The 22,620-nt window shown below is 72.1% G+C and carries 14 protein-coding genes and 1 pseudogene; 10 read left to right on the top strand and 5 right to left on the bottom strand.

What is annotated here, in order from left to right; genetic code table 11:
• Positions 1–128 precede the first annotated feature (128 nt).
• The 4 genes and pseudogenes from HF519_RS11765 (at position 129) to HF519_RS11775 (ending at position 2,173) form a co-directional block, all read left to right on the top strand.
• Positions 129–554 carry a hypothetical protein gene (locus tag HF519_RS11765; protein ID WP_169412951.1) on the top strand — a complete coding sequence of 142 codons (426 nt, stop codon included), beginning with the start codon at positions 129–131 and terminating at the stop codon, positions 552–554.
• Positions 555–610: 56 nt separating this feature from the next.
• A complete protein-coding gene (locus HF519_RS31260) occupies positions 611–757 on the top strand; it encodes an MEDS domain-containing protein (RefSeq protein WP_246243243.1) in 147 nt (48 codons plus the stop codon).
• Between the two features lie 27 nt (positions 758–784).
• Positions 785–1,441 (top strand): annotated as a pseudogene (locus HF519_RS11770) (MEDS domain-containing protein); the annotation flags it as partial.
• Between the two features lie 6 nt (positions 1,442–1,447).
• A complete protein-coding gene (locus HF519_RS11775; protein WP_169412952.1) occupies positions 1,448–2,173 on the top strand; it encodes a sensor histidine kinase in 726 nt (241 codons plus the stop codon).
• A gap of 58 nt (positions 2,174–2,231) precedes the next feature.
• Here HF519_RS11775 and HF519_RS11780 read toward each other — a convergent pair whose 3' ends face one another.
• The 3 genes from HF519_RS11780 to HF519_RS11790 all read right to left on the bottom strand — a co-directional run bounded on the left by HF519_RS11780 (position 2,232) and on the right by HF519_RS11790 (position 7,942).
• Positions 2,232–2,591 (bottom strand): VOC family protein, encoded by a 360-nt coding sequence (locus HF519_RS11780; RefSeq protein WP_169412953.1) that lies wholly within the window; start codon positions 2,589–2,591, stop codon positions 2,232–2,234.
• A 220-nt stretch (positions 2,592–2,811) separates the two neighbouring features.
• Positions 2,812–4,782, bottom strand: coding sequence for a M13 family metallopeptidase (locus tag HF519_RS11785; protein ID WP_169412954.1), 1,971 nt, complete (start codon positions 4,780–4,782; stop codon positions 2,812–2,814).
• A gap of 115 nt (positions 4,783–4,897) precedes the next feature.
• Positions 4,898–7,942 (bottom strand): DEAD/DEAH box helicase, encoded by a 3,045-nt coding sequence (locus HF519_RS11790; protein WP_312860056.1) that lies wholly within the window; start codon positions 7,940–7,942, stop codon positions 4,898–4,900.
• Positions 7,943–8,244: 302 nt separating this feature from the next.
• Between HF519_RS11790 and HF519_RS11795 the strand changes: the two genes are divergently transcribed.
• The 4 genes from HF519_RS11795 to HF519_RS11810 all read left to right on the top strand — a co-directional run bounded on the left by HF519_RS11795 (position 8,245) and on the right by HF519_RS11810 (position 19,180).
• Entirely contained in the window at positions 8,245–12,708 is a 4,464-nt protein-coding gene (locus HF519_RS11795) for a PDDEXK-like endonuclease domain-containing protein (RefSeq protein WP_169412956.1), read from the top strand.
• Positions 12,709–12,954: 246 nt separating this feature from the next.
• The gene (locus tag HF519_RS11800) at positions 12,955–14,685 is read left to right on the top strand and encodes an ATP-binding protein (protein ID WP_169412957.1); all 1,731 of its coding nucleotides are present in this window, start codon (positions 12,955–12,957) and stop codon (positions 14,683–14,685) included.
• Positions 14,685–15,878, top strand: a complete 1,194-nt coding sequence (locus HF519_RS11805; protein WP_169412958.1) for an exonuclease SbcCD subunit D — start codon at positions 14,685–14,687, stop codon at positions 15,876–15,878. Before HF519_RS11800 ends, HF519_RS11805 begins: the two co-directional genes overlap by 1 nt.
• Positions 15,878–19,180 carry an AAA family ATPase gene (locus HF519_RS11810; protein WP_169412959.1) on the top strand — a complete coding sequence of 1,101 codons (3,303 nt, stop codon included), beginning with the start codon at positions 15,878–15,880 and terminating at the stop codon, positions 19,178–19,180. The genes HF519_RS11805 and HF519_RS11810 overlap by 1 nt, the downstream gene beginning before the upstream one ends.
• 39 nt (positions 19,181–19,219) lie before the next feature.
• On the opposite strand, the gene HF519_RS11815 is transcribed toward HF519_RS11810, so the two are convergent.
• Positions 19,220–19,993, bottom strand: coding sequence for a VOC family protein (locus HF519_RS11815; protein ID WP_169412960.1), 774 nt, complete (start codon positions 19,991–19,993; stop codon positions 19,220–19,222).
• A gap of 250 nt (positions 19,994–20,243) precedes the next feature.
• On the opposite strand from HF519_RS11815, the gene HF519_RS11820 reads away from it, so the two are divergent.
• Positions 20,244–21,203, top strand: a complete 960-nt coding sequence (locus tag HF519_RS11820) for a hypothetical protein (RefSeq protein ID WP_169412961.1) — start codon at positions 20,244–20,246, stop codon at positions 21,201–21,203.
• A 355-nt stretch (positions 21,204–21,558) separates the two neighbouring features.
• A complete protein-coding gene (locus tag HF519_RS11825) occupies positions 21,559–21,741 on the top strand; it encodes a hypothetical protein (RefSeq protein ID WP_169412962.1) in 183 nt (60 codons plus the stop codon).
• Positions 21,742–21,772: 31 nt separating this feature from the next.
• Here HF519_RS11825 and HF519_RS11830 read toward each other — a convergent pair whose 3' ends face one another.
• Positions 21,773–22,465: an alpha/beta fold hydrolase gene (locus tag HF519_RS11830; RefSeq protein WP_169412963.1), complete on the bottom strand. Its 693-nt coding sequence runs from the start codon at positions 22,463–22,465 to the stop codon at positions 21,773–21,775.
• Between the last annotated feature and the right edge of the window lie 155 nt (positions 22,466–22,620).

Here is a 22,620-nt window from a genome sequence, read left to right on the forward strand (position 1 = left end):
TCCTGAGCATCATCGCCGCGTCCGCCTGCGGATCACCGCAGGAAGACCAGGCTGCAGCTCCATCGCAGACCGGCCCGCCACCGGCGGCGACACCCGCGCCGGCCGGGGCCACCGACGTCAACCGACTCGTGATCCAGGCCGAGGACATCCCGCTTCCCGGCTTCTCGCAGCATGGTTCCCAGCCGATCGACGAGAGCGGTGTCAAGGGCGTCGCGGTGGTCTTCGGCGACGAGGCGGGCAGCCGCCAGCTGGGCGAGACGATCGTGCTTCTGCCGGACGCCGATGCGGCTCGAAGGGCCATGCAGGGCGCCGTGTCGTCGACGCAGGATCAGCGCTCGGGTGTCACGACGTCGGCCGTGCCGATCGGCGACTCCGGCGTGCTGATCACCGGGTACGAGCTGGGTGGGACGGCGTCCACGATGTTGCTCTTCAGCCAGGGCGTGGCCTCGGTGGCGATGGACTTTCGCAGCGCTGCGACCGATCCGGTACCGGTGGACGTCGTGACCGCGGTGGGTGCCAGACAGGCCGATCTCCTCAGGCGGGGCCTCGGCTGACCGGCCGTCGAGTTTCGCCTCCATCGCTTCTCACCCGTTCGCGTACTCTGCCGGGAGTGCGCGCATCGGGAACCGTGGAGGACACCACGGGCTACGGCCTCCACGACCACCTGTGTGTGGCCTACGACGACCAGGTCGAGTTCCGCGCCCAGGCCCGGCGGTTCTTTTCCGACGGCTTGGCGTTGGGCCAGCGGGTGCGCTAGGTCGCCAGCGGCGATCTCGCGGCGCTCCGCGATGAGGTGAGCGGACTCGACGGTGCCCGGCCCGGGGCGGTGGATGTCGAGTCGTTGCTGTCCACCTACCGCACCGACGCGGTGGTGCAGCCCCACGACCAGGTGCGGGCGTACGCGGAGGCCACCACCGACGCGCTGGCCAGCGGTTTCACCGGTTTGCGGGTGGCGGCCGAGGTGACGCAGCTCGTTCGCAGCCCCGAACAGCGCGACGCGTTCGCCCGGTACGAGCACCTCATCGACCGCTACATGACGAGCGAGCCGTTCTCCGCGATGTGCGCCTACGACCGCTCGGAACTGGGCAGCGCGGCGGTCGCGGAGACCGCCTGCATGCATCCCAACGCGACCGAGGGCGCGGCGCCCTTCCGGCTGCACGCCGCCACGGACGCTGCGGCGGCGCTCGGCGGCGAGGTCGACCTGCTCGGCCTCGACCTGTTCGTACGTGCGGCCGGCCGGGTCGATCTCGTACCGGACGGCGGCGAGGTCGTGCTCGATGCGTCGGAGCTGACCTTCATCGACCACCGCGGTCTGCTCGCGCTCGCGAACCTCGCTCGCCGGCTCGGGGTGACGGTCGTGCTGCGGACGTCGCTGCGCACCGCCCACCGCCTGGTGGATCTTCTCGGCATCCAGGGTGTGCGCGTGGAACGGCCGGCATGAGGTCAGGTGCGGCGGCGGACTGCGGACCTGCTGGCCGATCACACCGCACGGGGCGCTGCGCAGATCCGGGTGGTCGGCGACGTCCCGCACCCGGGGTCCGGGGTCTCGTGGGAGGAATGGGCCCGCTACGAGGCGGCGGTCCACCACGCCTTCGACGACTTCCCGATCTGGGGGATGTGCCCCTACGACACCCGCACCGCCCCGCCCGAGGTGCTGGCGGACGTGCAGCGGACCCACCCGCGCATCGTCACCGCCGACGGCGAGCACCTGATCAACCCGGACTTCGAGGACCCCGTCGGTTTCCTGGGGACCAGGCCGACCATGCCGTTCCCCGTCGAGCCCGGTCCGCCGGTGCTCGACCTCGCCGACCCGACGCCGTCGGGTGCCCGCCGGGCCGTCCGGGATGTCGCCGCTGCGAGCCTGCTGACACCCGACCAGGTCGATGACCTGGTCATCGCCGCCAGCGAGGCGGTGAACAACGCCATGCGCCACGGCGCGCCGCCGATCCGGTTGCGGGTCTGGAACTGCGGGCGGCGGGTCGTGGCCGCGGTCACGGATGCAGGCGGCGGGCCGAAGGATCCCTACGCCGGGCTGTTGCCGGCGAAGGAGAGTGCGACCGCTGGGCTGAGGCTGTGGATGACGCACCAGATCTGCAACGAGGTGACGGTCCACCGGGAGGACGAGGGGTTCACCATCCGGATGGTGGTCGGGAAGCCGGGCATCAGCGCCTGACCTGCTGGGACTTCCGCCGTCGCATCCTCGCCGCGTTCGTGCGGGGCCGCACCACGCGTCAGATCTGCTGCGTCAGGTTGAGGGCGTTGCCGTCCGGGTCCTGCACATGAGCGACCCGCTGACCCCACGGCATGTCGTTGGGCGGCCCGAGGACGCGGCCCCCGAGCGCTTCGACCTGCCCGAGGAGCCTGTCGACGTCGTCGACGTCCGCGCTGAGCAGCATGCGTTGCACCGCCGCGGTGTCCATCTGGGAGTCGGCTACGAGACCGAGATCGGACTCGCCGACGCGCAGGCCGATGTAGAAGGCCGGACCGTCGTCCGGAAACCGGGCGGTCTCCGCCGCGCCGAGCAGCGAGCTGTAGAAGCGGAACAGGCGCTCCAGGTCGGGCGTGATGATGATCGGCTGGATGGTCGGCAACTGTTCCTCCTCGGTCCCGGGCTCTCGCCTCCTCGGTAGACCGTCGGCGGCCGACGAAATCATCGGTCGACGGGGCCCGGCCGGTCAGAGGGACGCAGGTGGGCGTGGCGACCCGGATGCCGGACGAACACTCGTCGTCCACCCGGCGGCGCCTGCCGGGAGGAGGCGCGGCGGAGCCTGGGCCGACGGTCCCCGACCCGCCGGCCCCGCTCCCGTGCGATCACCAGATGCGGACGCGCTGTTCCGGCGGCGTGAACAGGGCGTCGGACTCCTGCACACCGAACGCCTCGTGGAAGGCGTCGAGGTTGGTGACGACGGCGTTGCAGCGCAGGTCCGGGGGAGAGTGCGGGTCGACGGCCAGCCGGCGCACGGCCTCGGCGTCCCGGGTCACGGCCCGCCACACCTGGGCCCAGCCGAACAGCACCCGCTGCAGGCCGGTCAGCCCGTCGAGCACGGGCGGCTCGCCGGCGCCCAGCGCGATCTCGTAGGCCTTGATCGCGATGGTCAGGCCGCCGAGGTCGCCGATGTTCTCCCCGACGGTGAGCGCGCCGTTGACCTTGTGGTCGGGCAGTCCGGCCGGGGACAGGGCGTCGTACTGGTTGATCAGTGCCTCGGCGCGGCGCTCGAACTCGGCGCGGTCCTCGGGCTCCCACCAGTCGGTCATGTTGCCGTCGCCGTCGTACTTGGAGCCCTGGTCGTCGAACCCGTGGCCGATCTCGTGGCCGATGACGGCGCCGATACCGCCGTAGTTCGCGGCGTCGTCCGCCTCGGGGTCGAAGAACGGCGGCTGCAGGATCGCGGCGGGGAAGACGATCTCGTTCATGCGCGGGTGGTAGTAGGCGTTGACCGTCTGCGGGGTCATCAGCCACTCGTTGCGGTCCACCGGCTTGCCGATCTTGGCGAGTTCGAAGTCCGTGGACCAGGCGCCCGCGCGGCGCACGTTGCCGAGCAGGTCGTCGGCGGAGATCTCGAGGGCCGAGTAGTCCTTCCACTCGTCGGGGTAGCCGATCTTCGGGGTGAACTTCGCCAGCTTCGCCAGGGCGCGCTCGCGGGTGGCCGGACCCATCCAGTCCAGCTCGCTGATGCTCTGCCGGTACGCCTCGACCAGGTTCGCGACGAGGGTGATCATGCGCTCCTTCGACGACGCGGGGAAGTGCCGCTCGACGTAGAGCCGGCCGACCGCCTCGCCCAGCGCGCCCTCGACGAGCGAGACGCCGCGCTTCCACCGCTCGCGCAACTGCGGGGTGCCGGACAGGGTGCGGCCGTAGAAGTCGAAGTCCTCCTCGACGACGGCGTCGCCCAGGTAGTCGGCGAAGGCGGAGGCGGTGCGGATGGCCAGCCAGGCCTGCCACTGCTCCAGCGGGCGCTGCGCCCACAGCTTCGCGGCGGCGACGACGAACGTCGGCTGCCGCACGATGACCTCGTCGAACGCCCCGGTCGGCGCGCCGAGCGCCGCGAGCCATGCGTCCCAGTCGAAGTCGGGGGCGTTCTCCCGCAACGCCGGGAGGGTCATCAGCGTGTACGTCTTCTCCGCGTCGCGGTTGGTCACGCGGTCCCACGACGCCGCGGCCAGTGCCGTCTCCAGCTCCATCACCGTGTCGGCGAGCCGGGCCGGCTCGGGCAGGCCGACCAGCTCGGCGAGCCGGGCCAGGTGCTCGACGTACTTCGCCCGGATCTCGGCGTAGGTGTCCTCGCGGTAGTACGACTCGTCGGGCAGGCCGAGACCGGACTGCGACAGGTGCACCAGGTAGCGCTCGGAGTCCTTGGCGTCGGTGCTCACGTAGGTGCCGAACAGCGAGGTGCGCCCCTCGCGCTGGCGCCGCCCCAGCACCGCCGCGAGGGCGGCCCGGTCGGTTGCGGCGGTGACCTCGTCGAGCAGCGGGCGGAGCGGTTCGGTGCCGGCGGCTTCGATGCGCTCGACGTCCATGAACGAGCGGAACAGGTCGCCGATCTTCCGGGCGTCGCTGCCGGGCTCGCCCATGGCCTGCTCGATGATCGCGTGGACGTCGGACTCAGCGCGGTCGCGCAGGGCGCGGAACGCGCCGTCCTGCGAGCGGTCCTCGGGGATCTCGTGGGTGCGCAGCCACCGGCCGTTGACGTGTCCGAACAGGTCGTCCTGAGGACGGGTGTCGGGGTCGACCCACTCCAGGTCGAGTCCGGTGCGCGACGGTCGCGTCGGGGTGGTGGTCATACCCCATCCTGCCTCGCGTCCGATGCAGCGGGCCACGTGGCGTCCGGGCGGTCGCTCGCGTCTGCCGAGAGATCTCGAGATCGCGGGGGACATGGCGCGGATTGCATGCCGATGACTACGACGCGATGACCGCGCCCGACTGCAGGACATCGGCCGGCATCGGCCGCGCCAGCCGCCAGGTGATCGCTATCGGGCGCTCGCCGCGGTGCTCGACCAGAGTCGCCTTTCCGAGGCAGAGGTACGGGGCGGATCCGAGATCGTCCTTGACCACCGCCCGAACGAACAGCATCACGGTGCTTCCACCGCTGATGTACCGACGCCCGGTCTCGGAGGTCAGCGACGTCGAGTTCTGCGACTCCCAATGGAACAACTCCGCGGAGACCGGGTAATCGCGGTACCTGGTGGTCGGGGAGAAGTCGCGTTCCTCCTTGTGCATGGTGACCGTGAGTGCGTCGACGCCGGTTTCCGGGCACCAGGTGACCCCGGCGGCTCTGCCATGGGGCTTCCGATCCCAATGCGCCCACCTGAGCCCTGCGAGAATCTCCTCGCGCCGGTAGGAGGCATGGGTGAACAGGGGAACGCCCGCGACGTCGACCGGGCGCGGGACGTGCCGGGCGCGGTCGAGGGCCACCGCGAGCAGTTCCTCGATCTCCGCGCAGACGGCGGGGTGGGCGCGCAGGTGCGCGAACCCGTCGGCGTACGAGGTGAACGCGCCGCGGTTGGGCCAGAGTGTGAAGAACAGCATTCGCGCCAGAACTTGATCGCGCTCGGACAGGTCTTCGTAGTCCGGCCCGCCTGGTTCGAGGAGGCGTGAATATGCCTGGGCTCGCACCGGATCGCCAACGCACGAGAGGACGCCAACGCGTCGGAGCAGGGCTTCCTCATCAGGTCCTGGAGGAGCCGAGGGGAAGCCGGCGGCGCGGCGCAGTGCCGTCCAGCTCGCACCTGGCCGCCCGTACACGTCGGCGAGTTCGCGGTCGGCCTCGCTGAGATACTCGGCGAGCCCGAGATCGCCGTGCGACCGGACATCGGCCACGAGGTCGGCCCGTCGGGGTGAGAGCGCACCCTTGACGTTCGCCAGCACCGTCTCGCGCGCGACTTCGTCGAGGAGCAGCTGGGACCCGGCAGGCAGGAACGGGAAGCCGTTCTCGATCTCGCGGATGAGCCGGCCCCGCGGCGCTCCGGTGAGGGCGCGGTATCGCAGGTCGAATCGGTACTCGCGGCGGTGCTGGCCGATGAAGTCGAGAACCGTGAGGACGGCTTTGCCGGGAGCACGGCGCAGACCACGGCCGAGTTGCTGCAGGAAGACGGTTGCGCTCGACGTCGGCCTCAGGAGCAGCAGGGTGTCGACGTCAGGAAGATCGACGCCCTCGTTGAACAGGTCGACCGTGAACAGGCAGCGAACCTCGCCGGTGCGCAGCGCCGTCGCTGCCGCGGAGCGCTCGTGCTGTGGCGTGGCTCCGGATAGCGCCCGCGACGGGATCCCGGCCTCGGTGAAGACCCGGGCCATGTACTCCGCGTGCGCGACCGAAACGCAGAAGCCGAGGGCGCGCATCCGGCCGACGTCGGTGACGCGGTCGGTCAGCGCGCGGATCACCATCGCCGCCCGGATGTCATTGCCGGTGTAGAGGTTGGACAAGCCGGCGACGTCGTAGGCGCCACGCTTCCACTCCAGACCGCGGAGGTCGGTCCCGTCGGCGACGCCGAAATAGTGGAACGGCGCGAGCAGGTCCTGTTCGAGGGCGTCACCGAGGCGAAGTTCGAACGCGGTGCGGCCGTCGAAGAACTCCCGGACGTCCACGCCATCGGCCCGCTCAGGGGTCGCGGTGAGCCCGAGGAGTTCACGGGGCCGCAGGTGGGCAAGCAACCGGCGATACGTCGCCGCTTCGGCGTGGTGGAACTCATCGACCACGACGACGTCGAACTGCGGTATGTCGGGCATCTGCGCGAGCGACTGGACCGAGGCGAAGACGTGCTGCCACCGCTGGGGCCGCTGGCCACCGACGTACAGCTCACCGAACGCGCCGTCGGCGAGGACCTCCCGGTAGGTCCGCAGCGACTGCTCGAGGATCTCCCGGCGATGCGCGACGAACAGCAGCGAACCGCCGAGTCGCTCGTAGTCCAGGGCGGCGACGACGGTCTTCCCGGTTCCCGTTGCGGCGACGACGAGATTGCGGTGCCGGTCATGCACCGTACGTGCGGCCTCGAGCGCCTCCAGGATCTGCTCCTGGTGGGGCCGTGGCCGGACTTCGAGACCGGACAGAGTGATGGTCCCGTTCGAGGAGCCGCTCTCGGCGGCGAGCGCCGCGTCGAGCCGCCCCGCGTCGCGATCCGGGTCGTAGAGCTGGAACCCGGGCTCATTCCAGTAGGTGTCGAAAGTGGCCTCGAACTTGCGAACCAGGGACGGTGTGGCGACCGACGAGATCCGGACGTTCCATTCGAGACCGTCCACCAAGGCCGACTTCGACAGGTTCGAGCTGCCCACATATCCGGTGTCGAATCCACTGCTGCGACGGAACAGCCACGCCTTGGCGTGCAACCTCGTGGATTGCGCGTCGTACCGGACGCGTACCTCTGCTCCGAACCGGCGTACCAGCTCGTCCAGAGCGCGTCGCTCCGTCGCGCCGCGATAGGTCGTGGTGATCACTCGCAGTGGGATGCCCCGTTCCCGGAGTGCGTCGAGCTCATCGGCGAGTACCCGGATGCCGTGCCACCGGATGAAGGCGCACAGCAGGTCCACCCGGTCCGCGCTGGCGAGTTCGGCGCGGAGTTCGGCGCCGAGGTTGGGCTCACCCCGGGTGTTGGTCAGGAGGGCGACATCCGACAGCGGCGTCGTGGGCCGGACAAGGCGATGGACGCCGGGTTGCTCACGCACCGCAATGGCGAGCAGTTGCTGGAGCGCTTCGACCGTGTCCGCGTCGTCGCCGTCGTGATGCAACTCCGAGAGGAGGACGTTGACGGCGTCGAGTCGTTCGTCGTGGGGGAGTCGACCGACGGCGCGTCGAACCGCGTTCGCGACGTGTCGGGCGAGGATGTCCGGTGCATCGGCCGGATCGACGTTCTCGAAGTAGGGCTTCGCGTCAGGAACCGCGTGCAGCGCGCGCTGCAGTGAACGGGTGTTGAGGGATTCGTAGACACCCGCAGCGAGTCCGTCGTTCACCCGCGCAGCCTCGCACAGGGAGATCGAGCTGCTACACCCAGTGGAGTGAGCCCCAGCGGGAGTGCTCGTGGAGAAACCTTGTGCCGCGGGCATGACGCCACGTGCCGCGCCACCGAGCGTCCTCTCGCAGCCGGCCGTCAGCGTGCTCCCGGTGGCGGAGTGCCGCCCCCCGGGCTCTGTCGGTGGGGCTCGTTACGGTGATCGGCGTCCGGTGGACGCTGGGTGATCTCGTCCCCACCATCGACACGAGCAGTGAGCTGTCCGGGGTGCCTCGGGATCAGCGGCGAGCAAGGAGAAGGACGATGACCCCGGAGCACGACCCCGCGATCCGCGACCGGGTCATCCGGCTGATGGGCGTGCTCCGGCAGCTCGCCCTGGCCAAGCACCGACCGCTCCGGCACACCTCGGGGTATGCCCGCGCTCTCTGGCTCGGCGCTGCGCAGGAGCACTGCACGGTCCAGTTCCCGTCCGGGCCGGGGCAAGAGGTGCTGCGGGTCTCCCGCGTGCAACTCGAGCCCGAGCCGGAGAGGCCGCGTGGTCTGGGTAACTGGGTGCAACCGCCGCCGAAGAACGACCCGCTGCGGGAGCCCGTGCTGAAGGAGCGCGGACCCCGGCCGGGGGTGGGCGAGGTCGACCTGGCGGATGCTCCGGAGGTCCGCGACGCCTTCGGCTCCTGGATGCGCGACTGGCGTCCCTGGGCGGAACGGGAACGGCTGCGCCGTCCGCGGCAGGAGATCTTCGAGACGCTCTTCGATCTGCATCGCCTCACCGCCGACCGACCCGAGTCGATCGAACTGGTCCTGTGCTCAGGCCTGTTGCGTACGCCGGGGGTGGATGACGCCGACCTCCGCATCCACCTGATCACGCAGCCGCTGCACGTCGAACAGGACCTCGAGACCGGTGACATGGTCTGCACGCTCGCCGACGACTCCGTCGTGCGCCTGGAGGACGACGAACTGCTGTCGGATCTGCCGTCGTTCGACCTGTCGGGAAGTGCCAACCTGCGCGAGCGTCTCATCGAGCAGGTGGTCAGCCCCATCGACCCGGCGTTGCCGGAGTTCCTCAAGGAGTGGGCGACGAGGACGCTGCGTATCGCCCATACGATCAGCGACACCTGGAACGACGAGCCGGGGCCCGACCCGCGGCTCACGATGACTCCGGCCATCGTCGCCCGACCACGCGGTGCCTACGCCATCCGCGCCTACTACGACGCGATGTCGCGGGCGCTCGCCGACCAGAAGCAGCCGGTGCCGCTCGGGCTGGCCCAACTGGTCGAGGCCATCGAACCCCATGACCGTGTCTCCTGGCTGGAGCGTTCGGAGGCGCTGCCCCCCGCCGACCTCGCCGAGCAGCCGCTGTTCCCGTTGCCGGCCAACGAGGAGCAGGCCCAGATCATCCGGCGCCTCGGGCGGGACAGCGGCGTCGTCGTCGAGGGACCGCCAGGAACCGGCAAGACACACACCATCGCCAACCTCGTGAGCGCGCTGCTCGCCCAAGGCCAGCGCGTCCTGGTGACCAGTGAGAAGGCCCAGGCGCTGCGGGTGCTGCGCGACAAGCTCCCGCCGGCGATGCAAGAACTGTGCGTGTCCCTGACCGACGCATCGGCGAAGGGCAACTCCGACCTGGCGAAGAGCGTCGCCACCCTCGCCGGTCGTAAGACGGACTTCCACCCGGAGCGGGCCGACCGCGAGATCGTCGATCTCGAACGGCGACGGGCCGACATACAGCACACCCACGCCCGCCTGATGGAGAAGATCCGGGCGGTGCGGGAGGAGGAGACCTACCAGCATCCGGAGATCGCACCCGGCTACCAGGGCACGCTCGCGCAGATCGCCCAGCAGCTCAACGCCACCGCAGAGCACGACGGCTGGCTGGGCCACGGAGTTAGCGGCGAGCTACCGCTGACCACCGGCGAGCTCGACGAACTGCTGCACCTCCTACGGTCCGACAGCGACCAGCGACGCGCCAGGCGCGGTCAGCAGCTACCCGAGGCGGAGCAACTGCTGTCCAGCGTCCGGTTCGCGGCGCTGGCCGAGGCGATCGAGCTCGGTGAGGTCCTCCGGTCCGGCGACGACGGGAGCCTGGTCGCGGCCCTGGAGCGGCTGGCACCCGAATCCCTCGCCCACCTCGGGCCGGTGTGCGAGCAGGTGGCCGAGGCCGTGGCCGAGATGCGGGCGCTGCCGACACATGCCGCCTGGACCGCCGGCTCGGCGGACCGCCTGCTGGCCGGTAGCCACGCGCACGTCTGGCAACGGGCTGTCGAGCAGCTCGCGCTGGTGGTGGACAGCGCGCTGGAGCACGACCGGGCGGCGGAGTTCGCGCGGGTGCACGTCGACGCGGCGGTCGATCCGGCAGTCGCCGCACCGGTCTTCGAGCGGCTGGCGGCGCACCTCGCCGCCGGGGGCTCGATGCGGCGGCTGCTCAAGAGCGCGGCACAGAAGGAGGCCGAGCGTTTCAACGGGTCCGTGCTCGTGGAAGGCGCGGCCGTCGCCACCGCGGCGGCTGCCGCCGCGGCGGCCCACCACCTGCGCGTGCTGGAGGGCGCGCGGCGTCTCGATGCCGCGTTCGGCCCGCTGGAGATGGGGCTGGCCGTCGACGCGGACCGCCCGGTCCTGGTGGAGAGGATGCTCGAGCTGCGCCGCAGCTGCGGCGCGGTCGAGCGTGTCCTGGACGCGGTGCACGCCCTCCGGGGGCTGCTCATGTCGTTGCCGGCGACCGAACGTCCCGCGATCAACGGCGTCGCCGCCGCCGACCGCGTCGCCGCGGTCGCGATCGCGGCCTCTCACGCGCGCAACTCGGCGCTGGCCCGGGTGGAACTCGACGATGTCGCGCGGCAGCTGCTGTCCGCAACGCCCCCGGCGGCACGTGCGCCGGAGATGGATGAGCTGATCGAGGCACACCGCACCGCTGACCCGGGGCGCTACGACGAGGCGCTGGCGTCCCTCGAGGTGGCCCGCCGCGAGCAGGCTGACCAAAGCCGGTGCGACGAGCTGTACGAGCGCACCCGCCAGGCGTCGCCGTCGCTGGCCGGGGCTGTCCTCCGTGACCCCGCCGATGCGGTGTGGGCGCCGCGGCTGCGGCGCTGGCCCCAGGCATGGGCGCACGCCTGCGCCACCAGCTGGATCGACGCGCAGACCGAGCCCGGACTCGAGCACCGACTCGAGGCGGACCTCGAGATCGCGGTCAGGGACGCGAGCCGGCTGACCGCGAGCCTGGCCGCGGCGAAGGCCTGGCGATCGTGCCTGAGCAGGATGAGCGCGGAGCAGGTTCAGGCGCTGCAGTCCTACCGCAACGCCATGGCGAACGTCGGTAAGGGGACGGGGAAGTTCGCCGAGCGCTTCCGTGAGTCGGCGCGCGAAGCCATGACCGTCGCGCAGGCGGCGGTTCCGGCCTGGGTCATGCCGATCCAGCAGGTGCTCGCGTCGGTGGCGCCGACCCCGAACGTCTTCGACGTGGTGATCGTCGACGAAGCCAGTCAGGCAGAGCTGACGAGCATCTTCCTGCTGTGGCTGGCGCCGCGCGTGATCGTGGTCGGTGATGACAAGCAGTGCACGCCGTCGGAGGTCTCCAGCGGAGCGCTGCAGCCGGTACTGGATCGGATCGACGCCGAACTGCACGACGTTCCGGCCTATCTACGGACGGCGTTCACCCCGCGGGACAGCATCTTCTCGCTGCTGCGCAGCCGGTTCGGCCAGGTCGTCCGGCTCCGCGAGCACTTCCGGTGCATGCCGGAGATCATCACGTGGTCCTCCAACGAGTTCTACCGCGACGCTCCGCTGGTGCCGCTTCGTCAGTTCGGTGCCGACCGGCTGCCGCCACTGCGGACGTCCTATGTGGAGGGTGGATTCACCGAGGGCGTCAGCACGTCGCTCGTGAACCCCACCGAGGCCGACGCGATCGCCGCATCGGTCGCCAAGTGCCTGGACGATCCCGCCTATGACGGTAAGACCTTCGGCGTCGTGGTCCTGCAGGGCCAGGCCCAGGTCGACGCCATCCGAGTCGCGCTGATGAGGCGTGTCGGTCCGCACCAGTGGGAGGAGCGCAGGGTCCGGGTCGGGACCCCGCCGGACTTCCAAGGTGACGAGCGACATGTCGTCTGGCTGTCCCTGGTCGTGGCGCCCAATTCAGCGCTGCGCGTGTTGAGCGGACGGACCTTCGAGCAGCGGTTCAACGTCGGAGCGTCGCGCGCGCAGGACCAGCTGTGGCTGTTCCACTCGGTGACCGCTGACCTGCTCCGGCCCACCGACCTGCGACGCTCGTTGCTGGACTACATGACGTCGGCCGGATCTTCGCTCGGCCCGGTCCACACCGATGTCTTGCGGGACCGTCCCCACGACGCGTTCGACTCGCTGTTCGAGCAGCGCGTCTACCTCGACCTGTTGGCCCGCGGTTATCACGTCACGCCGCAGGTGGAGACCAACGGCCGGCGAATCGACCTGGTCGTCACCGGTGCCGCGGGCAAGCTCGCCGTCGAGTGCGACGGCGAGGCCTTCCACACCACGCCCGAGCAGCGAACGGCCGATCTGCATCGCGAGCAGGAGCTCAAGCGGTGTGGTTGGACGTTCGAACGCATCCGCGAGTCCGTGTACTACCGGAACAAGGAAGCGGCCCTCGCGCCGGTCTGGGAGAAGTTGGATCAGCTGGGTATCGGGCCGCTGGGCGATGTCTCCGGCGGTACGTGGGTTCCCCGGCCGGCGGTGGTCGAGGAACTCGACGCCCCCGCATGCGAGCTGCCCGTTGAGGTGCCGACGGCCGAAGCCGGATAGTTCGTCCTGTGCCGCGCATGGCGGGCGCGCTCACCGGGCACGGCGCCGCCGGGAGTGGCCTGATCGCCGTCGGTCTGGTCGGGGCAGCGACCGCCGCGTGTTGTCGAGCAGGCCGTCGATCGACAGCGCGCCGGGAACGGCGGTGCGGTGCCGACCGCGAGCAGCCTGAGGTTGTACGGCCCGTGCCCGGCTGTCGGAGGCCCAAGCTATCGTCGGCTGCTCGCCCGCCCGACGCCGAGGAGGACTGTGGCCGAGCAACCCGCACCCCCCGTCGGCCGCGTGGTCGGCACCGAGGACTCCACCCCGCTGCAGTTCAGCGTGGCCCTCGCCGAGGACGCCTACCTGCAGCTCGACGACGTGGTGGTCACCGTGCGCGCCGTGCCCGGCCTCGGGCCCGTCATGACGAGTGGCGTCGTGACCCAGGTCCGGGCTCGGCACGAGGGCGCGAGCTTCGGCTCCGACGTCTTCCTCATCGCCGACGGGGTGCTGCCCGCGCAGGTGCAGGAGATCGCCGAGGTCACCACCACCCGGGTCGAGCCGGAATGCTACGTGCCGCCGCGTCCCGGCGAGCCGGTCCGGCGCGCCACCGGTGACGAGCGGGCGCAGGCGCTGTACTTCGACCAGATGGACACGAAGGTCGCGGTGGGGCTCGGCCGCGACGGCGACCCCATCTACGTCAACCTCGACTTCCTCGACGGCACCCGCGGCGGGCACGTCTCGATCAGTGGCATCTCCGGCGTCGCGACCAAGACCAGCTTCGCGCTGTTCCTGCTCTACTCGATCTTCACCGGCGGGGCGCTCGGGCGCCGCGCGCTCAATGCGAAAGCGCTGGTGTTCAGCGTCAAGGGCGAGGACCTGCTGTTCCTCGACCATGCCAACACCCGGCTGGACGACGAGCTTCGCGCCGACTACGCCCGGCTCGACCTCGCCGCCGCGCCCTTCGCGTCCGTCGGGTTCTTCGCCCCGCCCATACCCGAGGACCTGTCCGGCCGCCCCAACGTGTCGGGCCGGACCAGCGGGATCGCCGCGTTCTGGTGGACGCTGTACGAGTTCTGCGCCGCCGAGCTGCTGCCCTACGTCTTCGCCGACGCCGAGGACGAGCGCAACCAGTACACGATGGTGATCCACCAGGTCGCCGCCCGGCTGCGGCGCGAGGCCGTCGAGACCGGCGACGGCGGAGCGGTCGTCATCGAGGGCCAGGTGCTACGCACCTACGACGACCTCGTCGAGTTCATCTCCGACCAGCTCACCGACGAGGACACCCGCCGCGACTGGGCCGGCCCCGTCACCGGTGTCGGCACGATCAACGCGTTCCTGCGCCGGCTGCGGTCGAGCCTCAAGCCGCTGCGCGCAATCGTCCGCGGCGACCTGGCGAACAACCCTGCCCGGCGGGTGACCACCGAGAACCAGCAGGTCACCGTCGTCGACCTGCACAACCTGCCCGAGCGCGCGCAGCGGTTCGTCGTCGGCGTCGTACTGGCCTCGGAGACCGCCCGCAAGGAGGCCGCCGGCCCGGGTGGGCTGCTGTTCACGATGATCGACGAGCTCAACAAGTACGCGCCGCGGGAGGGCAGCAGCCCGATCAAGGAGGTGCTGCTCGACATCGCCGAGCGCGGGCGCTCGCTCGGGATCATCCTGGTGGGTGCCCAGCAGACGGCGAGCGAGGTGGAGCGGCGGATCGTCTCCAACTCCTCGATCAAGATCGTCGGGCGTCTCGACCCCGCCGAGGCGGGCCGGCCCGAGTACGGGTTCCTCCCACCGTCGCAGCGGGCGCGGGCGACGCTCGCCAAGCCCGGCACCATGTTCGTGTCCCAGCCCGAGATCCCGGTGCCGCTCGCCGTCGAGTTCCCGTTCCCGGCGTGGGCGACACGCCAGTCGGAGTGCGGCGCCCCGCCCCCGACCGGCACCAACGGGGCCACGCGCCCGCGCGACCCGTTCAGCCGGATCCCCGTCGTCGAGGATGAGCCACCGTTCTGATGAGGTTCCTGCACACCGCCGACTGGCACGTCGGCAAGACGTTGAAGGGGCACAGCCGCCTCGACGAGCAGCGCGAGGTGCTCCGCGAGATCGTCCGAATCGCCCGTGAGCAGGAGGTCGACGCCGTCCTCGTCGCCGGCGACCTCTACGACACCGCCGCGCCGAGCGCCCCGGCCCAGCAACTCGTCGTCCAGGCCCTGATGGCGCTGGCCGGCACCGGGGCCCAGGTGATCGTCATCGCGGGCAACCACGACCACGCCGCCACGCTCGACGCCTACCGCCCCTTCGCCGGCGCCGCGGGCGTGACCCTCGTCGGTTCGGTCCGCAGCGCCGAGCAGGGTGGCGTCGTGGACTTCACCTCCCGCAGCGGGGAGAACGCGACGCTCGCGGTACTGCCGTTCCTGTCGCAGCGCTACGCGGTGCGCGCCGCCGAACTCGTCGCGAACAGCCCGGCGGAGAACACCGGCGCCTACGACCAGCTTCTCCGCGACATCCTCGGCTCGCTCACCGGCGGGTTCCGCACCGACGCCGTCAACCTCGTGATGGCGCACCTGACCGTGCTCAACGGGACGTTCGGTGGCGGGGAGCGCACCGCACAGTCGATCTTCGAGTACGCCGTGCCCGCGGCGATCTTCCCGGCCGACGCGCACTACGTCGCCCTGGGCCACCTGCACCGGCGGCAGAAGATGGCCGCCCCGAGCCCCGTGCACTACTCGGGCGCGCCGCTGGCGGTCGATTTCGGCGAGCAGGAGAACACCCCGGTGGTCTGCCTGGTCGAGGCCACCCCGACGACGCCGGCGCGGGTCACCGACATCCCGATCAAGGCGGGACGGCGGCTGCGGACCCTGCGCGGCACCGTCGACGAACTGTCGGGGCTGGCCGGCACCGTGGGCGACGACTTCCTGCGGGTGTGGGTGCGCGAACCCGCCCGCGCGGGGCTGCGCGAGGAGGTGACCGACCTGCTGCCCAACGCCTTGGAGGTCCGGATCGACCCGGACTTCGCCACGCCGGTCACCGGCTCCCGCCCGTCGAGCGGTCCGGGAGTGGAGCGCAGCCCGTCGGAGCTGTTCCGCGAGTACTGCGCCACCCGCGCCGTCGCCGACCCGCGGCTCGACGCGCTGTTCGCCCGGTTGCACGACCGGGTCACCGAAGGCTCGTCCGCGGGCCCGAGCAGCGAAGCCGGGGGTGCGTGATGCGTCCGGTCCTGCTGGAGATGCACGGCTTCGCCGCGTTCCGCGAGCGAACCACGGTGGACTTCACCGGTGCGGAGTACTTCGCGCTGGTCGGTCCCACCGGCTCGGGCAAGTCGACCGTGATCGACGCGATGACGTTCGCGCTCTACGGATCCGTGCCGCGTTGGGACGACCGCCGCATGGTCGCCCTCGCGATGGCCCCGAGCGTGAACCGCGGGACGGTGCGGCTCCTCTTCGACGCCGGGGACGCCCGCTACGTCGTGGCTCGCGAGCTGCGCCGGTCGGCCAAGGGCGGGGTCACGGTCCGCAACGCCCGGCTCGAACGACTCGCCGACCCGGCCGGGTTCGGCGCGGCCGGCGAGGACACCGAGGTGCTCGCCGCCGACTCCGCCGTGACGAAGGAGGTCGAGCGGCTGCTGGGGCTGCCGTTCGACCAGTTCTGCCAGTGCGTGGTGCTGCCGCAGGGTGACTTCGCGGAGTTCCTGCACGCCAAGCCCGCCGCCCGGCAGCAGATGCTCACCCGGCTGCTCGGTCTGGACGTCTACGAGACGATCGCGAAGGAGGCCAACCGCGAGGCCGCCGGGGCCGGCGAGCGTGCCGAGGTCATAGCGGGCCAGCTCGCCGCGTACGCCGACGCGGGAGACGAGGCGGTCGCGGCGGCGGGGGAGCGGGTCACGGCGTTGGAGTCGCTGTCGCAGCGGGTGGCCGTGCGGCTTCCCGAGCTCGTTGCGGCCGCGGGGGCGGTCGAGGCCGCCGAGGCGGTCGTCGTGCAACTACGTGACGAGCGTGGCCGGCTCGCGGCCCTCGCCGTCCCCGATGGAGTATCCGAAGTGGACACGCGGCGACGATCGGCGGTCGAGCAGGCCGATGCGGCGCAGCGCCGGTTCGCGGCCGCCGAGGCCGCGGACACCGCCGCGCGGGAGGCCCGCGCCGCCGCCCCGGAGCGCGCTCCGCTCGAGCAGGCCCGCCGCGATCACCGCGATCTCGCCACCGCGCTCGCCGCGCGGCCGGGTGCGCAGCAGACGCACGTCGCGGCGCACGCGGCCTACGAGACGGCCGGTGCGGCGGCGGCACAGGCGGCCGCGGCCGTCGAGGCGGCGCGGGCGCACCGGGACACGTCCGCGGCCGCCCTCGCCGCGGCTCGCGACACCGTGCAGCGCCTCGCCGACGAACGGGACCGGCTCAGCGGACTGCGCCTTCCCGACGGACTCGACCGGCTCGACGACCGGCGCCGGGCCGCGCACGACGACCTCGTCACCGCGCAGAAGTCCCTCGACGAGGCCGAGGCCGCCGAGGCCGCTGCGCGCGAGCAGCTCGCCGCGGCACCGGAGCGTGGGCCGCTCGAGCGGGCCCTCGCCGACCACGCGGCGCTCGCCGCCGCGCTCGCCGCGGAGCCGGCGGCGGCGCATCGGCACGTCGACGCCGTCCACGCCCGCGAGACAGCGGCCGAGCAGGTGGCACAGGCCCGGCACCGGCTGGCGCACGCCCGGGAGCGCCGGGAGCAGGCCGCGCTCGCCGACCGGGCCGCAGCGCTGCGGCCCTCGCTCGTGGCGGGGGAGCCCTGCCCGGTGTGCGAACAGGTCGTCGCCACGCTGCCCAGGGTGCCGGTCGCCGACGATTTGAGCACCACCGCCGACGCCGTGGCCGCTGCCGAGGACGCACTCGAGGCGGCCCGGGCCGCGGAGTCGGCGGCCGCGACGGCCGAGCAGCGCGCCGCCGCGGAACACGAGCGGGCAACGGACGAGATCACGCGGCTCCGCGCGGCCCTCGCCGGCGCACCGGCGACCGCGCAGGCCACCGCCGACGCCCTCGCCGCGCTGGACCGGCTCTCCCGGTCCGCGGAGCAGGCCGATGCCGCCGTGCGCCGCGCCCGCCGGGAGCGGGAGGACGCGGCCCGGGCGGTCGAGTCGCTGCGGGGCGAGGTCACCCGCGCCGCGGCGGCACTGCGCGCGGCCCGAGACCCGCTGGTCCCGCTCGGCGCCCCTCCCGTCACCGACGATGTGCTCGGCGGCTGGACCGCGCTCGCCGGGTGGGCCGAGCAACAGACCGCGTTCCGGGACGCGGCGCTGGCGGACGCCCGCGACACCGCGGTGGCCGCCGAGCAGGCCGCGCGGGCCGCGGCGCAGGGTTTCGAGGAGGCCGAGCGGGCCGCCACCGCGCGCCGCCGGGACGAGACCGAGGCGGCGCGCGCCGAGCAGGCGACACGCAGTGATCTCGGCGCGCTCGAGGACCGGATCCGCCGGCTGAGCGCAGCGCTGGAGACGGCGCCGTCGGATGCAGAGGCGGCGGCGGCGCTGGAGCAGCTCGATGCGTTGGACGCCGCGGCCCGTGCCGCCGATGCCGAGCTGCGGGCCGCTCGCACCGCACGATCCGCCACCGACAAGGCCCTGGCGCAGGTGAACCGCGACGTCGGCGCGGCATGGGACGCGCTACGCGCAGCCCGCGACCCGCTCGTCGTGCTCGGCGCGCCGGTCGTCACCGGCGATGACCTGCTCGCGGCCTGGACTGCACTGACCCGCTGGGCCGCGGGGGCGGTCGCCGACCGGGACGAGCAGCTGCCCGCAGCCGGGTCCGCCGTCACCGCTGCCCGGGAGCGGCGCTGCGGCCTCGAACGGGAGCTGGCCGAGGATCTGGCCGGTCACGAGGTCACGGCGCGCGCTCCGCTCGTCGAGACCGCGTCGGCCGCCGTCGCCGAGGCGCTCACCCGGGCGCGCGCGGCACACGAGCGGATCGCCGAGCGTCGTGACGAGGCCGCGCGGCTGCGGGCCGACCGGGCGGAGGCGGAGTCGGCGCAGCAGGTCGCGAAGATGCTCGGGAACCTGCTGCGCTCCGACGGGTTCCCCCGCTGGCTGGTCGCGTCGGCGCTGGACGTCCTGGTCGCGGACGCCTCGGCGAGCCTCGCGGAGCTGTCCGGCGGGCAGTTCGAGCTGACCCACGCCGAGGGCGAGTTCCTCGTCGTCGACCATGCGGACGCCGATGCGCACCGGCCGGTCAAGACGCTGTCGGGCGGAGAGACGTTCCAGGCGAGCCTCGCGCTCGCGCTGGCGCTGTCGGCGCAGATGTCGACCCTGGCCGCGGAGGGCGCCGCTCGGCTCGACTCGATCTTCCTGGACGAGGGCTTCGGCACCCTCGACGAGGCCAATCTCGAGGTCGTCGCGAGCACCCTGGAGAACCTCGCGAGCCAGGGCGACCGGATGGTCGGAGTGATCACGCACGTGCCGGCGCTGGCCGAGCGCGTCCCGGTCCGGTATGCCGTGACACGGGATCAGCGCACGGCGTCGGTGGTCCGGGAAGGGCGGTGACGGCCCGGGGCCGGCACATCCGCCGGTCCCGGGAGGTTGTCACTGGTCCGAGTTCTGCCCGTGGACCGAGAAGACGGCGCCGAACGGGTCGGTGAGAATCGCCATGCGTCCGAACGGCGTGTCCGTCGCAGGCATGAGGACAAAGCCTCCGCCACGTTCGGCGGTCGCGACCGAGGCGTCGACGTCGGCGACGCCGAAGTAGGGCGCCCAGTGGCTCGGGGTGCCCTCCGCAGCGCCCATCATCCCGCCCATGCCGCCGGCGATCTCGCCGTTGACGCAGAAGGTGTCGTAGTCCTCGGGCGCGCCCTCGACGGGCTGGTAGGTGTAGCCGAACACCGCGGAGTAGAAGCGTTTGGCCGCAGCGGGATCGTGCAGCCGGGCGTCCTCCCAGACGAGGGAGCCGGGCTCGTTGTAGACCTCGATGCCGACCTGCCCCATGGCCTGCCACACGCCGAACGCCGCGCCGGTGGGGTCGAGGGCGACGAGCATGCGGCCGTTGCCGGCGATGTCCATCGGACCGGCGAGCACGGTGCCGCCGTTGTCCGTGATCAGCTTCGCGGTGGCGTCGACGTCGTCGCTGGCCATGTACAACGTCCAGGCCGAGGGCTGCCCCTCCTGCATGATCGGGCCGATCCCGGCGGCGGCCTTCCCGTCGGTCTGGGCGATGTTGAAATGGCCGAAGTCCTCGCCGCTGTCGAAGAACGACCAGCCGATGACGGGACCGTAGAACTCCGTCGCGGCCTTGACGTCGGGAACGGCGATGTCGACCCAGCACGGTGTGCCGGCGGGCCACGGTGTCTCCCGGGTGGGCATGTTCACGCACCTCCATCAGAGTGGGACGGGCCACAGCCAAGCACGCCTCACCGACACTTCGCGTCATCCGATCAGCTGTCCCGGGGCGACCAGCGATCCCGGGTGGCGGGGGCGGCTATCGTCGGCGGCCTGTCCCGTTCCCGGTGCCGAGGAGGACCGTGGCCGCGCATCCTGCTCCCCTCGTCGGGGAGACCCGACGTCCCGCATCGATGCCGGGGCCGGTGTGAGCGCGCCCCCGTCGCGACCGGGCATGCGGTTCGCCGTCGATCCGTGGGACCCGTCGTACGGGTCGAGCCTGGACGCCGAGAACCTGGGGGAGTCGACCGCTCGCGTGGTCGCCGACGTCGAACTGCCGGCCGACCGGTGGCGCCCGGTCGATCCGGAGCCGGGCGTGACGCCACCGTCGGCGACGCTGTTCGTCGACGGGGTCCGGCGGATCGACGCCCAGGTGTGGGTCGACGAGCCCGATGCGGCGGCCGCCTCCCCGGGGTTGTGTGCCTCCTACGCCGCCGGGGTCGTGTGCTGCTGCGACGACGGCGCGCACCTGGCCGCGGTCGACGTCCGCCGCGGACTGTTCACCACCGCCGCCCACGCCGTCGACGTCGCGACCACGGCCGGGATCTACCGGGCGAGCCTCGCCGAGGCGCGGCCGGACATCGCGCCGGCGCAGGCGTTGAGCCTCGCGCTCCAGTCCCGGCTCGCCGATGTCGAGATCACCACGGCGGTCGCAGCGCGTTCCGGGCTGTCCACACCGGACGACCTGCTCGTCGTCGACGGCCCGCTGCGCGGGCGCCAGCACCTGCCCCGGGCGCTCGGCTACATCAAGTCCCACCGCAGCGAGTACCTTCCGGCACGGCTGAGCGGGCTGGTGGCGACCCTCGGCGCCGGACAACGCACCCCGGTGTTCCTGCTCGGCAGCTCATGGGACCGCTACACCTGGTACCTACGGCTGCCGTGCGCGCCGGGGGCGCCGTGGGCGGGCATCGTGCGGCTGGAGTGCAGCGCCACCCTGACCGGCGAGGCGGCGATCGCCATGGCGTGGTTGAGCCAGGCGACGCTGTGCCGGTACGCGTCCGAGGGTTACAAGGACGCGCGGGCGCCGCAGAACCTGTATCCGATCGCCGGTCTGGAGCGGCAGCTGCGCCGGCGGCTGGGTGATGCGGGGCTGCTGTACCGGGCATTGCGCGCGGCGGCACGACCTCCGGCGTGACCACGCAGCGGCGACCGTCCCCTCCCGGCTCCCGCTGCACGCTTCGGCTCGCGGCGTCGCAATTCGAATCGCCGGCTCAACTCGAGGCCGGAACCTTCCCGGTGACAACGGGCGCGACCCTGCGCCATCGAAGGCGATGAGACGAAGCCAACTGCATCTCCGACTCGTGCGGCGAGGACGGGCGGTACGGCGGACGGCGCGCACCGGCCACTCGTGTTCAGCCGCCGAACGCGCCGCGGCCGATCCGGCTACCCGCTCGGCGGCGCTGCCCACGAGCTCCGAGGTCGCGTGGGTTCAACGGGACTACGGCGCTTCCGCCGCCGACGACATCGGACGGCGCGAGTGCGGAATCGAGGTGGCGGACGAGGACCTCCACTCGCTTCTCGTCGAACTGGCGACCGACATGATCGAGCACGGGGAGCGCCACCGGGCCGATCTCTCGTCCCTGCAGGAGGGGCTTCTCGAAACGGTGGACGCCAGGGTCCTCGACCTGCTCGACGCGCCGCAGAGACGGCCCACCCCGCCTGGACGACGGTGACATCGATCGGGGTGCGGGCCCTGGTGACGGGCTACCGCCCGGTCCAGTAGGCGTCCAGCCGGTCGGCCAGCTCCTCCGGATGGCCGAGCATGGGGTTGTGGTCGCCGGGCATCTCGTCGGGCGTGATGCCGAGCCGCTCCCGCACGACCCGGCGCATGAACTCCGCGGGGAAGAAGCGGTCGTCGCGGCTGAGCAGGAACGCCGTCGGCACGTCCGGCCACGCCTCGAGCGGCCAGGGCTTCTCCATCGGGGTGCCGGCCTGGTCCTTCTGCCGGGCCATCGCCTCGGCCGCGAGGTCCGGCGGGGTGTCGTGGAAGAACAGGGCGACCACGTCGTCGTCGGCCCTGCCGTCGCGCTCGTCCTGCTCGCGCCTGGCCTGCTCGAAGCCGGTGTCGGCCCACCAGTCGCCCGGTGGCTCGCCCGGTGCCGGGATCATCGCCTGCAGCATCACCAGCAGATCCACCGGCACCCGGGCGCACACGAGGGGAGCGGTGAACCCGCCGAGCGAGTGGGCCACCAGGACGAGGTGGGTGCGATCGCCGATGGCGTCCACGACCGCATCGGCGTACTCGGACAGCCCGGCCGACTCGTCCTCGCCCGGCAGGTCCACCGCCACCACGTCGTGGCCCCGCCGGCGCAACTCGGCGTCCAGCAGGTGCCAGTACCAGGAGTCGGACGCGGCGCCGTGGATCAGGACGTAGGTGGCCGTCGTCGGTCGGTCCATGAAGGTGAGACCTCCGCCGACGGGGAGAGTCATCGGTCCCCGGGGGACAGGAGGGGCCATCTCACCAGCAGGGCTCCCAGGTCTTGCCGGGGGCGCGTAGCAACGCGGCCCGGTGTATCCCGGGTAAGGGTTCGCGGCAGGGGCAGGGGCAGGGG

The sequence above is a fragment of the Pseudonocardia bannensis genome, assembly GCF_012911875.1.
Classification (GTDB): Bacteria; Actinomycetota; Actinomycetes; order Mycobacteriales; family Pseudonocardiaceae; genus Pseudonocardia; species Pseudonocardia bannensis.